This window comes from Uruburuella suis (assembly GCF_022870845.1).
Taxonomy (GTDB): Bacteria; Pseudomonadota; Gammaproteobacteria; order Burkholderiales; family Neisseriaceae; genus Neisseria; species Neisseria suis.
In genome coordinates this window covers 2,036,696-2,049,660 of the sequence record NZ_CP091507.1, presented here as the reverse complement: position 1 = coordinate 2,049,660, position 12,965 = coordinate 2,036,696, and the positions used below count along the sequence as shown (strand labels likewise).

Below are 12,965 nucleotides of genomic sequence, written 5' to 3'. Positions count from 1 at the left end.
CAAGATAAAACCTCATTTGAGCACATCATGGCAGCAATCAAATTAATCGTCGGCCTAGGCAATCCGGGCCGTGAATATGAACACACCCGCCACAATGCGGGCTTTTGGTTCGCAGACGAATTGGCCTGGCAATGGAAGGCCGCCTTTAAAGAAGAAAAGAAATTTTTCGGCGAAGTGGCACGCGTGGCGCGGCCTGAGGGCGATGTGTGGCTTTTGAAGCCCAACACGTTTATGAATCGCTCCGGCCAGGCGGTGGTGGCGTTGGCGCAGTTTTACAAAATCAAGCCCGAAGAAATTATGGTGGCGCACGATGAGCTCGATATCGCCTGCGGGCGCATCAAATTCAAGCTCGGCGGTGGCAACGGCGGCCACAACGGCTTAAAAGACATGCAAGCGCGGCTGGGCACCCCAAATTTCTACCGCCTGCGCCTAGGCATTGATCACCCGGGCGATAAAAATCTGGTGGTGGGCTATGTGCTCAACAAACCCAGCGCACAAGAGCGCCAGCAAATCGACGAGGCCATCAGCAAATCGCTGCAAAGCATGCCGATAATCATGGCCGGCGAATTTGAAGAAGCGATGCGCGCGTTGCACAGCAAATAACCAAGGCAGGCCGTCTGATACCAATTCAAAAAAGTAAGCTAACAAGGCGGCGAGCTGCAGACAGTACAGATAGTACGGCAAGGCGAGACAACGAAGTTAGGTTATTTTTTTGGATTGGTATGAAACCATCAGCTTTCAGACGGCCTGAATACTTATGCAAAACCATCTTTCCAAAAAAGACCCGCTCGGCTCCGGCTGGATGATCATCGCGGCGCTGGCCTTCACCCTGATGAATATCTGGGTGAAAGAAGCCGGCAACCGCTTTGAATTGGGCTCGGGCGAATTGGTGTTTTGGCGCATGAGCTTTGCCGCGCTGGTGCTGGGCATGCTGGCCAAAGCGCAGGGCAAAACCTTTTTCACGCCGCATTGGCGCGCGCACTTGAGCCGCAGCGTGTCGGGCACGCTGGGCATGTTTTGCATATTTTATGCGGTGGTGCACCTGCCTCTGGCCACGGGGGTGACGCTCAGCTACACTTCGTCGATTTTTCTGGCGCTGCTCTCGATTATCGTGTTGCGCGAAAAGCTTTCCGGCTATAAGCAAATCATGCTGGTGCTGGGCTTTGCCGGCGTGGTAGTGCTGCTGCGCCCTTCGGTGGGCGGCGGCCAAGAGTGGCCGGCGCTGGTGGGCTTGCTGGGCGGCTTTTTTGCCGGCTGGGCCTATATGCAGGTGCGCGAATTGTCGCTTATGGGCGAGCCGGGCTGGCGGGTGGTGTTTTATTTATCGCTGGTGGGCATGGCAATGAGTGCGCTGTGGGCAACGGCCACGGGTTGGCACAGCTTGAGCTGGCAGGCGGCGCCTTATTTGTTTGGCATCGGCGCATCGGCGCTGGTGGCGCAGCTTTGCCTCACGCGCGCCTATAAAGTGGGCGACAAGCTCACCGTGGCGGCGCTCTCTTACCTCACCGTGGTGTTTTCCACTTTTGCCGGTATGTGGCTTTGGGGCGACAGCATAGGCTGGCAAGAAATGCTCGGTATGGGTATGATAATTGCCAGCGGCATGCTCAGCGGCGTGCATCCGCAGCAATGGCTGCATTATTTCAAAACCAAACATTAATCTTCAGGAGCGCACCATGATTTCCATCAGAGAACAATCTTACGGCTTGAATGTGGCCTTGTATAACGAATTCACCCTGGAAGATTTTCAGGAATTCGAAGCGGCCGCGCTTAAATGTGTTGAAAAAGTGCATCGCCCCGATATGCTGCTGGATTTGTCGATGCTGAAAGATTTCACCATCGATATGGCGGTGGAGCAGCTTAAATTTATGAGCAAGCACGAAGATGATTTCGGCCGCATCGCCATTGTGGTGGATGATGTGTGGATCAAGCTCGCATCGCGCCTGTCGGATTTGATCACGCAGCAACATCCCAAATATTTCGACGATGCCGCCGAAGCGCAAGCCTGGCTTTTGGGCTCGGGCTCGGAAGAGTAAGCATTTGCATCATCAATAGGGTTTGATTGTGGTGCCACACAAACGCGAGGCCGTCTGAAAGCTTTTCAGACGGCCTTTTATCTTTATTCCGATTTTGGTTTATGCCGATTCAAAAAAATAATCATGTTGCTTGCTTACACACAAGCATTCTTAATTTTTATATATGATTAAAAATAATTACCATTAGCTTTAATTTTAGCTATAATTGACTCTAATTTACAACTTGTTACCGATATTATGAAATTAAATACCATAACTTTCGCAATAATCAGTCTGGGTTTTTCGCAAGTGGCCATCGCTGAGCCGGCCGATAATGAACCTGAGGCATCCACTCAAGCCGAGCTGCAAACCGTTACCGTGAAAGGCAAGGCGGCGAAAGCGATTTCTGAAGCCACCAACAGCTATCAGCGTGATCGGGTGAATTTAGGCTTGCTCGGCCGCCAAAATGCATTTACCGCACCGATTACCGCTGTGAATTACGATGAAAAAGCCTTTGAGGATAAAGAGCCGCGCACGATTGTGGATGTGATTGCCAAAACCGATGCTTCGGTGATGGCGTTTGGCGGCGAGAGCAATACCTTGCAAGGCCTGTATGTGCGCGGTTTGCAGTTGGATGCACGTCAGTTCAGCGTTAACGGCTTGGCAGGTTTGTATTCTACTTACAATTCGCCCACTGCTGCGGTGGGCGCGGCGCAATTGATTAAAGGCGCATCGAGCGCCACGGTGGGTATGGATCCCGAGGGTGCAGTCGGCTCAGCGGTGAATATTGAAACCAAAAAAGCCAGTGATGAAGGCAACCGCAATTTGGGTCTGGCTTGGTTTAGCGACAGCCGCATCCAGCCATCTATCGATGTGGGGCAGCGTTTCGGCGAAAACAAACAATGGGGCGTGCGCTTCAACGGCAAATTCCGCGAAGGCGACACGGCGCGCGATCATTTTTCAGAAAATGCCAAAGAGGCAGCCTTGAATGTGGACTATCGCGGCGAGAAATTTCAGGCGGCGTTTGATGCCATGTATGCCAAACGCGCCACTCAAGGCGGGCGGGCGCGCTTTCAGGATATCCAATTGTTCGGTTTCAAACTGCCGGCCGCGCCGGACGGTAAAACCAATCTGGCACCCGCATGGCAGCGCCAAACCACTGACGATCGTTCGCTGCTGTTTACGTTTGACTATATGCCCAACGATTGGGTGGCGATTTCCGGCGGCATCGGCCATATGGAATCCAAATTTTACGGCAATGTCGCCCAGCTTCAGATGCTGGACGAACAGGGCAATTACCAAAACGGCGCATGGAACAACACCAGCAAGCGCTTTGTTGCCCAAGGTGCGCAGCCGGTGAGTTTTATTGCCCGCACCACCAGCGCCAACCTGAAAGCCCGCGGTTATTTCCAAACCGGGCCGGTGAGCCACAATTGGAACACGGCGTTTGACTATGTGCAGCGTTCGCGCGATCACGACACCGGCCGGCGGGCGAGCAGCACGCTGATGACGGATTTGAATATCTATCACCCCGAATTTCCCGCCGCGCCGGAGTTTGCCACCGCCGATATTCAGGGTGCAGACACCACCAACACTTCACCGAGCTGGGCGTTTTCCGACACTTTGGGTTTTAAAGACGATCAATTCCGCCTTACCTTGGGCGGCCGTCTGCAATGGATGAAGCAGGAAGACCACACCGTCGGTGGGGCGCAGCGCACGCACCGCTTCAGCCCGCTGCTGGCCGCCGCCTGGGTGCCGAGCAGCGATTTTGTGGTGTATGGCAATTATCTGGAAGACTTGGAGCCCGGTGCGGTAGATGAGGACGGTAATATGTCGCGCCCGCGCATCAGCCGCCAAATAGAATTGGGCGTGCGCAAAAACTGGGGTGATGTCGTGACCAGCGCCAGCGTGTACCAAATCAGCAAGCCCGGCTATTGGCGCACGGCCAGCACTTTCGACGGCTTGAGCCACGTTGCGGGTGCCACACAGGGCAAAGAGCGTAATCGCGGCATCGAGCTGAATGCCTATGCCAATCTGCTCAACAAAACCCTGCGCCCCAGCATCGGTTTGTCATATATCAAAGCCGATTTGCTTGATGTGCCGAGCTATAACGATGTGATTATCAGCGGCACGCAGGTATCCAGCCCGCGCATTATCGCCAAAGCCGGCGTGGAATGGGATACGCCGTTTGTGCAAGGCTTAACGCTGAATTCTGCCGTGCAATATTACGGCAAATCGTATCAAGATTATGCCAAAACCTATGCATTTCCGTCGTACACGCTTGTGGATGCCGGTGCGAAATACACGGTAAAAATGCGCAACAAGCAATCGCTCACCCTCAACGGTGGCATTGAAAACCTGCTTAACAAAAAGTATTGGCAGGTGCAGCGCGGCTTGTACGACCGCAGCTTTGCCGTGGTGGGGCTGCCGCGCACCTATTGGCTGAAACTGAATTACGCTTTTTAGAGAATGAAGCCGCTTTGCGCACGCTCGCTGTTTTGTCCCGCAGCAGGGTGTAATGCCCATTCAAGAAAGTAAACTAACAAGACGGAAACCTACGACAGTACAGATAGTACGGCAAGGCGAGGCAACGAAGTTAGGTTATTTTTTTGGATTGGTATAAGGGCGGGGAGGCCGTCTGAAACCCTATAGTGAAATGCAAGAAAAAGTGATACAAAACCACGCACTATCACGGAGTAGGTTGGGTTGATAAACCCAACGTTTCAGACGACCTGTGGGCTTGTTGGGTTTTCAACCCAACCTACTCGTTGTGTCACTTTTTTATGCATTCCACTATATATGGATTTCAGACGGCCTTTATGGATGGCTGCCGAGATTTTCAGCTTGCTGTTTTATTGGTGCTGCCGATGGCTGTGCTTGGCTGCAATGTGAACAAACCTTGATGTGACGGGCGAAAGGTCTGTGTTTTGATGATGGAATCGACGCTTCCCAAATGGCAGGCCGAGCTTGCCGGCACGCCGGCGTGGCTGCTGCAAACGTTTATCGGTGTGCTGGTCGTGGTGGTGCTGAGCGCCTGGCTTTTGAAGAAAACCCGCTTCGGCACCGAATTTTGGCATGTGCTGCGCCCCTGCCTCGACAAGAAAAGCAATTTTAAAGTGCTGTTGGTGCTGGCGGTGATGTTGGTGCTGCTGATCACCGAAATCCGCCTGTTTGTGTTGAACACCTTCACGTCAAACGGCATCTACACCGCCATGCAGGATTTGGATGTGGCGGCATTTTGGACGGTGGCGTTTATTAATGCCGGCATTTTGCTGCTGCGCACGGTGAATGTGGTGTTGAACGATTTTTTCGACCAATCGCTGGCCATCAAATGGTCGGAACGGCTCAATGCGCTATTGGTTTCGCGCTGGCTGGCCGACAAAAACTACCACCGCCTGCAAATGTTGCGCATCGCACCGGACAATATCGAGCAGCGTATCCAGCAAGATGCGCAGGATTTTATCGCCTCTACTTTTGAATTTATCCGCGGCATGCTCAATTCGGTGTTGTCTACCGTTGAATTTACGCTGGTGTTGTGGGGGCTGGCCGGGGCCTTACACCTATTTGGCTTCACCATTCCCAAAGGCTTGGTGTATTTTATTTTCATCTTTGTGATTGTCGCCACCGCCATTGCCATGTGGATAGGTAACCCGCTGATTAAATACAATTATCAAAACGAACAACTCAACGGCGATTACCGCTATTCGCTGATCCGCATCCGTGATAATTCGGAAAGCATCGCTTTTTATCACGGCGAATGGCGCGAACAGAAAAGCCTGTCGATGCGCTTTGGCGCCATTATCCGCAACCGTTGGCTGATTGTGCGCCAAAGCCTGATGCTCACCGGCTTTAATGATATCGTCACCCAAAGCATTAAGCTGTTGCCTATCTTGCTGCAAGCGCCGCGCTTGTTTGCCGGGCAAATCAAAATCGGCGATATCCAACAAACCGTACTGGTGTTTGTGCGTTTGCAAAACGCGCTGTCGTTTTTCCGCAATTTTTATAAGCAATTCACCGTTTACCGCGCCCGGCTGGAGCGGCTTTACGGCTTTATGCAAAGCATGGACGATGATTCCTGCACGCAGTTGCCGCAGCAGGAAACCGTTTCAGACGGCCTCCGGTTGCAAAATGCAACCCTTTATCGTGCAGATGGTGAAAAGCTAATAGAAAACATCAGCTTGGTTGTGAGTTCGGGGCAAAGCCTGTTGATACAGGGGCCGTCGGGCTGCGGCAAAACTTCGTTGCTGCGCATGATGGCGGGCCTGTGGCCGTTTGGCAGCAGCGGCAGCATCCGCAGCCCGCGTCACGAAGACACCATGTTTGTGCCGCAACGCGCTTATGTGCCGCAAGGCAGCCTGCGCGAAGCCGTGTGTTATCCCAATATCGATCCCCATCATCCCGAATTGGCGCAAGCGCTTACCCTTTGCCGGCTGGAGAAGCTGATCGATAAGCTCGATGAAGTGGGCAATTGGCAGCAAACCTTGTCTCCGGGTGAATTGCAGCGCGTGGCTTTTGCCCGCATTTTGCTGGGAAAGCCGAAATTGATATTGCTCGATGAGGCCACTTCCGCTTTGGATGAACCGACTGAAGCCGCGCTTTACCGCCTGCTGCGCCGGCAATTGCCGCACAGCATTATTGTGAGCATCGGCCATCGCGGCACACTGGCTGAGTTTCATGATAAAAGCATGTATATTGCCCGGGCCGGCTGCGCAGCATAAACGTGCTGCCGGATGGTTGTGAAGATTGGCGTGCATAGCAACAACAAGGCCGTCTGAAAGGTTTCAGACGGCCTTGTTGTTTGTCAGATAAAACGGCTGCTGTGCAGTCGTTTTCAAGCGTTCAGACGGCCTGCTTAATGCGTGCCGACTTTGATTTTCTGCCACAGGCTGACGGTGAGCTTTTTCGCATCGTCGCTCATTTGCGGCATCACAAAGCCGTCTTTCATGTCTTGCGCATTGGGGAAAATCGAGCGTGTGGCCACGAGCTCGGGGTTCATCAGCTTGCGCGCGGGCAGGCTGGCGGGCGCGAAGGTGACGAAATCGCCGTTTTTCGCGGCCACTTCGGGCTCGAGTGTGTAGTTGATGTATTTATGCGCATTGAGCACGTTTTTGGCATCGGCCGGAATCAGCCAAGATTCAATCCAAAAGCCCATGCCTTTGGGGGTGAGCACCTCGATGCCGACATTGCTTTTCACTTCTTCCGCACGCGCTTTGGCCATATTGAGGTCGCCGCCGTTGCCCGCTGCCAAGCACACATCGCCGCGTGCCAATTCGTCAATCACCGAGGGGCTGAAGCGCTTGATGTCGGGGCGGATGGCTTGCAGCATATCGGCCGCCGCTTTGATGTCGTCGGGATTGGTGCCTTTCGGGTCTTTGCCCAAATAGTTGAGCGCAATGGGGAACATCTCGCTGGGTGTGTCCCATAGGGCGATGCCGCAAGCTTTGAGCTTATTGGTGTATTCCGGCTTGAAGAGCAAATCCCAACCGTTTTCGGGCAGGGCGCCGCCGAGCGCTTCTTTGCCTTTGGCGGTGATCGCCAAAGTGTTGACGCCGGAGAAATAGGGTACGGCGTATTCATTGCCCGGGTCGGCGCTCTCGAGCATTTTTAAAAGCTCGGGGTCGATGTTTTGATAATTCGGAATCAGGTCTTTATGCACTTTTTGATAAGCGCTGGCACCGATTTGGCGCGGCAAAAAGGCAATGCCGGGCACCACCAAGTCGTAGCCTGATTTACCGGTGAGCACTTTGGCTTCGAGCGTTTCGTTGTTTTCATACAAATCGTAGGTGAGCTTCAGGTCGTTGGCTTTTTTGAAAGCTTCTACGGTGCTCTCGTCCACATAGTTGGACCAGTTGTAGATATTAAGGGTGTCGGTTACGGGCAGGCCGTCGGTGGCGGATACGGCGCTCGCCGTTGCATCGGATGCCGGGGATTGGGCGGGTTTTTGTTCGCTTTGGCCGCCGCAGGCTGCCAGCGCCAGCACGGTGAATACGCTTAATGCGGTTTTTTTCATACGGGTCGTTTTCCTGATGAAAGGTTGGTGAAAATCGGCCTGCCGCCCCTTTGCCGTTCCCGGCGGCAGGCCGGCGCTATTGTAATGGAATGCCTGATAAAAATCAAAATGATATGGCTGCGGCGCCCGGCGGCGGGGGATGTGGGTTTGGAAATGCAGGCCGTCTGAAGGGGCGGTGCGCCCCGGCGTGTTGTTTTCCGGCGTGTTTTACAAGCGCAGATAAGGATTTATCGCTAAAACGCTTGCATTGAGTTGGTGAAGCCATTAAAATTGCGCGTTTACGAAATTTGATTCTTATCAGGAGATAACCAATATGGCCAATAGCGCACAAGCCCGCAAACGTGCCCGCCAAGCTGTGAAAAACCGCGCCCACAACGCAAGCCTGCGTACCGCTTTCCGCACCGCGGTTAAGAAAGTACTGAAAGCTGTTGAAGCCGGCGATAAAGCTGCTGCGCAAACCGTTTACCGCGATTCTGTTAAAGTGATGGACCGCATTGCCGACAAAGGCGTGTATCACAAAAACAAAGCTGCCCGTCACAAGAGCCGCCTGTCTGCCAAAATCAAAGCCTTGGCTTAAATCGCAGCAGACGCTACGGCGCACATGCCCCGCGACGGACAAACCATTGTTCTTCGGGGGCATTGTTTTTTCGAGAGGCCGTCTGAACGAATGCTCAGAATGAGCCGCGCAGGCCGGCCGTTTTCAGACGGCCTGTTTGTTTATAAGAGGCGATACATGATGGTGAAACCCGCTTGGATATTGGCCGCTGCCAGCTTGGCTGCGGCTTGGCCGCCGGTTGCAAGTGCCGCCGCCAACGATGCGGCGCTGCAATGCACGCTGGTGCAGGATAATGCCATGCGCTTGGCGTGTTTCGATAAAGTGTATGCCGCGCAATTCCCGCCCGCTACGCCGCCCGCAGCGGCTATGGCCGGAGCAAAATCGGTGGATTTGGTGCGCACCGTTAACGAGAGCTTGGATAAAGGCGAAACCAAGATTGTGTTTGACGAGCGCCCCACGGTGGCAAACACCGAGCCGACGCAAACGCTGGTGGAAGCGGCCGAGGCCTACACGCCTTTGAGCCAGATGTATGACCTCGACCAAAACGATCCGCGCGGCATTTTGACGGTGCGCGAGCACAATCCCATGTATTTGCTGCCGGCCTGGTACAACAGCAGCCCCAACCGCTATCCCGAATCGCCCTCGCGCGGTGTGGCAGACGATGCGGTGTCGACCGAGCAAAAGCGGCTCGAAGCCAAAATGCAGGTGTCGTTTAAAACCAAATTGATGGAAGATTTGTTTAAAACCCGCGCCGATATGTGGTTTGGCTACACGCAAACCTCGCATTGGCAGCTGTGGAGCCAGGGTGAGAAATCGGCACCGTTTCGCAATAACGATTATATGCCCGAAATGTTTATCACCCAGCCGGTGAAAGCCGATCTGCCCGGCGGCGGCAAGCTGCGTATGTTGGGCGCGGGCATTGTGCATCAATCCAACGGGCAGGGGCGGCCGCTGTCGCGCTCGTGGAACCGGGTTTACGCCATGGCGGGTATGGAATGGGGCAAGTTTACGGTGATTCCCAAAGTGTGGGCGCCGGTGTTTAACGGCAACGGCGACGATAACGACAACCCCGATATTGCCGATTATATGGGCTATGGCAATTTGCGCCTGCAATACCGCTTTAACGACCAGCGCACCATGGCCGCCACCATGCGCTACAACCCGAAAACCGGCAAGGGCGGCGTGCAGGCCGATTACACCTTTCCGCTCAAAGGCCGTCTGAAAGCTTATGTGCAGGGCTTTCACGGCTATGGCGAGAGCCTGCTTGATTACAACCACAAGCACAACAGCATCGGCTTCGGTTTGATGTTTAATGATTGGGATGGGTTTTAGGGGCTGTTCACATTTCATCCGCACGTAAGATTTGAGGGCACAAGCGTGCTTGCAAGGCGAAAAGCCTCGCAAGGTGCCCAATCTCGCTGCGTTTTTGCTTTGCATCTGCATGCCCAGAAACAAAATCCCGCTCATAAACGAAATGTCAGAACACCCGTGCCCGTTTGTGCAAAAAAAAACATTCAGACGGCATCAAGCCGCCCAGCTCGCGGCTCTGCTTTTTGAGATGGGCGCCACACCGTTGGAAAACACTCGTTTCTTGCCGCCCGAGCGCGTATAATGCGCCGTTTGGGCAGCAATACAAAAGATTAAGCAACTCATGGCAAAAAACACGGCCGACAGCGGCGGCATAGGCAAGGCGCTGAAAAAATACCTTATCACCGGCATTTTGGTGTGGCTGCCGATAGCGGTAACCTTGTGGGTGATCACCTATATCGTTTCCGCCTCCGACCAGCTGATTAACCTGCTGCCCGAGCATTGGCAGCCTATGCATTTGATTGGTTTCAATATTCCCGGCTTGGGTGTGATTGTGGCCGTGTTGGTGCTGTTTGTAACCGGCTTGTTTGGCGCCAATGTGCTCGGCCGGCGCATCATCGCCGCCTGGGATGCGCTGCTCGGGCGCATTCCGGTGGTGAAATCGATTTATTCCAGCGTGAAAAAAGTGTCGGAATCACTGCTTTCCGATTCGCGCCAATCGTTTAAAACGCCGGTGCTGGTGCCGTTTCCGCAGCCCGATATCTGGACGCTGGCCTTTGTGTCGGGCAATATCCCCGACAACATCCGCCAAAGCCTGCCCGAAGGCGGCGAATACCTCAGCGTGTATGTGCCCACCACGCCCAATCCCACCGGCGGCTATTACATTATGGTGAGGAAAAGCGATGTGCGCACACTCGACATGAGCGTGGACGATGCGCTCAAATATGTGATTTCGCTGGGCATGGTGCTGCCCGAAGTGCCCAAACATTTGCAACACAGCCTGTTTGAATCGATGCCGTCTGAAAGCTCGGGCAATGCTGATGAAAAACCTTCAGACGGCCTTAAATGATTTAAAAAATGATTTAAATAATGAAAACACCCAAAGGGATGATTATGCGTACCAACTATTGTGGCTTGATTAACGAGCAATACCTCGACCAAACCGTTACCGTTAAAGGCTGGGTGCACCGCCGGCGCGACCACGGCGGTGTGATTTTTATCGACTTGCGCGACCGCGAAGGCATTGTGCAGGTGGTGATCGACCCCGACACCCCCGAAGCTTTTGCCACCGCCGATTCATCACGCAATGAATTCGTGCTCAGCATCACCGGCCGCGTGCGCAACCGCCCCGAAGGCACCACCAACGATAAAATGGTGTCCGGCAAAATCGAGATTTTGGCCAAAGAAATCGACATTTTAAATGCTGCGGCCACGCCGCCTTTCCAAATCGACGATGAAAACCTGAGCGAAAACGTGCGCCTGCAAAACCGCGTAATCGACCTGCGCCGCCCGGTGATGCAGAATAATCTGAAATTGCGCTATAAAGTGGCCATGGGCGTGCGCCGCTACTTGGATGCGCAAGGCTTTATCGACATCGAAACCCCCATGCTCACCCGCTCCACCCCTGAAGGCGCACGCGATTACCTCGTGCCCAGCCGCGTGCACCCGGGCGAATTTTTTGCGCTGCCGCAATCGCCGCAATTGTTCAAACAATTGCTGATGGTGGCCGGTTTCGACCGCTACTACCAAATCACCAAATGCTTCCGCGATGAAGATTTGCGTGCCGACCGCCAACCCGAATTCACCCAAATCGACTTGGAAACCTCATTCCTCGGCGAAGACGAAATCATGAACATCACCGAGGGCATGGCCAAGCAAGTATTTAAAGACGCGCTGAATGTAGAGTTGGGCGACTTCCCGCGCATGCCCTTTAGCGAAGCCATGTTTTACTACGGCTCCGACAAACCCGATTTGCGCGTCGACTTGAAATTCACCGAGCTTACCGAATTGATGAAAACGGAAGAATTCAAAGTGTTCCGCGGCGCAGCCGACATGAAAGGCGGCCGTGTGGTGGCCTTGCGCGTGCCCGGCGGTGCGAAATTGAGTCGCAAAGACATCGACGAATACACCAAATTTGTCGGCATTTACGGCGCCAAAGGCTTGGCCTACATTAAAGTGAACGATGTGACCAACCTTTCCAACGGCGAAGACAGCGGCCTGCAAAGCCCGATTGTGAAATTCTTGTCGGAAAACGCCCTGAAAGCCATTATCGAGCAAACCGGCGCCCAAAACGGCGACATCATCTTTTTTGGCGCGGATAAAGCCAAAGTGGTGAACGAAGCCATTGGTGCCTTGCGCATCAAAATCGGCCATGAGCACGGTGCAGAAGGCGGCTACTTCACCAACGAATGGCGGCCGCTGTGGGTAGTCGATTTCCCGATGTTTGAATACGACGAAGAAAACGACCGCTATGCTGCCATGCACCATCCGTTTACCTCGCCCAAACCCGGCCATGAAGACTTGATGGACAGCGACCCCGAAAACTGCCTCGCCCGCGCCTACGATATGGTGCTCAACGGCTGGGAAATCGGCGGCGGCTCCATCCGTATCCACCGCGCCGACATTCAGGAAAAAGTGTTTGCGGCGCTGAAAATCAGCCCGGAAGAACAGCAAAACAAATTCGGCTTCTTGCTCGACAACCTCAAATTCGGCGCGCCTCCGCACGGCGGCTTGGCCTTCGGCCTTGATCGCTTGGTAACATTGATGGCCGGTGCCGAATCCATCCGCGATGTGATTGCCTTCCCGAAAACCCAGCGCGCGCAAGACTTGCTGGTGGATGCGCCCAATCATGTGGACGATAAACAATTGCGCGAATTGGGTTTGCGTTTGCGCCAAAAAGCGGCAGAGAGCAAAGAAGTTTGATGCCTTGAGCTGCCATAAAGACAAAGGCCGTCTGAAACACAATAGTGTTTCAGACGGCCTTTTTTATCATGAAATCCATCAAAAAATGCTGCGGGATTACGCCGGCAGCAACAAGCGCTTTGCCTGTTGTTGCGTGAAATAAATGAAAAACGGATGA

11 protein-coding genes are annotated in these 12,965 nt (G+C 53.8%); 10 read left to right on the top strand and 1 reads right to left on the bottom strand.

The annotated features are described in order from the left end of the window. Positions 1-27 precede the first annotated feature (27 nt). The 5 genes from pth to LVJ78_RS09240 all read left to right on the top strand — a co-directional run bounded on the left by pth (position 28) and on the right by LVJ78_RS09240 (position 6,730). Positions 28-603, top strand: a complete 576-nt coding sequence (gene pth / locus LVJ78_RS09260; protein WP_424580100.1) for an aminoacyl-tRNA hydrolase — start codon at positions 28-30, stop codon at positions 601-603. A 154-nt stretch (positions 604-757) separates the two neighbouring features. Then, a complete protein-coding gene (locus LVJ78_RS09255) occupies positions 758-1,657 on the top strand; it encodes a DMT family transporter (protein WP_132951925.1) in 900 nt (299 codons plus the stop codon). A gap of 16 nt (positions 1,658-1,673) precedes the next feature. Next, positions 1,674-2,033 carry a SpoIIAA family protein gene (locus LVJ78_RS09250; RefSeq protein ID WP_132951927.1) on the top strand — a complete coding sequence of 120 codons (360 nt, stop codon included), beginning with the start codon at positions 1,674-1,676 and terminating at the stop codon, positions 2,031-2,033. Positions 2,034-2,270: 237 nt separating this feature from the next. Continuing rightward, the gene (locus LVJ78_RS09245) at positions 2,271-4,478 is read left to right on the top strand and encodes a TonB-dependent siderophore receptor (RefSeq protein ID WP_132951929.1); all 2,208 of its coding nucleotides are present in this window, start codon (positions 2,271-2,273) and stop codon (positions 4,476-4,478) included. Between the two features lie 467 nt (positions 4,479-4,945). Further along, positions 4,946-6,730, top strand: coding sequence for an ABC transporter ATP-binding protein/permease (locus LVJ78_RS09240; protein WP_132952231.1), 1,785 nt, complete (start codon positions 4,946-4,948; stop codon positions 6,728-6,730). Between the two features lie 134 nt (positions 6,731-6,864). Here the strand turns inward: LVJ78_RS09240 and LVJ78_RS09235 are convergent, their stop codons facing one another. After that, the gene (locus LVJ78_RS09235) at positions 6,865-8,022 is read right to left on the bottom strand and encodes an extracellular solute-binding protein (RefSeq protein ID WP_132951931.1); all 1,158 of its coding nucleotides are present in this window, start codon (positions 8,020-8,022) and stop codon (positions 6,865-6,867) included. Positions 8,023-8,335: 313 nt separating this feature from the next. Here LVJ78_RS09235 and rpsT point away from each other — a divergent pair, with 313 nt between their 5' ends. The 5 genes from rpsT (at position 8,336) to LVJ78_RS09210 (ending at position 12,950) form a co-directional block, all read left to right on the top strand. Beyond that, positions 8,336-8,599 (top strand): 30S ribosomal protein S20, encoded by a 264-nt coding sequence (gene rpsT / locus LVJ78_RS09230; RefSeq protein ID WP_132951933.1) that lies wholly within the window; start codon positions 8,336-8,338, stop codon positions 8,597-8,599. 159 nt (positions 8,600-8,758) lie between these two features. Further along, complete coding sequence (locus LVJ78_RS09225) at positions 8,759-9,910, top strand: phospholipase A (RefSeq protein WP_132952233.1); 1,152 nt, start codon at positions 8,759-8,761, stop codon at positions 9,908-9,910. A 319-nt stretch (positions 9,911-10,229) separates the two neighbouring features. Further along, on the top strand, positions 10,230-10,955 hold the full coding sequence (locus tag LVJ78_RS09220; RefSeq protein ID WP_132951935.1) for a DUF502 domain-containing protein: 726 nt from the start codon (positions 10,230-10,232) through the stop codon (positions 10,953-10,955). A 44-nt stretch (positions 10,956-10,999) separates the two neighbouring features. Continuing rightward, a complete protein-coding gene (gene aspS / locus LVJ78_RS09215; protein ID WP_132952235.1) occupies positions 11,000-12,808 on the top strand; it encodes an aspartate--tRNA ligase in 1,809 nt (602 codons plus the stop codon). A 4-nt stretch (positions 12,809-12,812) separates the two neighbouring features. Then, positions 12,813-12,950: a hypothetical protein gene (locus LVJ78_RS09210; protein ID WP_165870878.1), complete on the top strand. Its 138-nt coding sequence runs from the start codon at positions 12,813-12,815 to the stop codon at positions 12,948-12,950. The last annotated feature ends 15 nt before the right edge of the window (positions 12,951-12,965 follow it).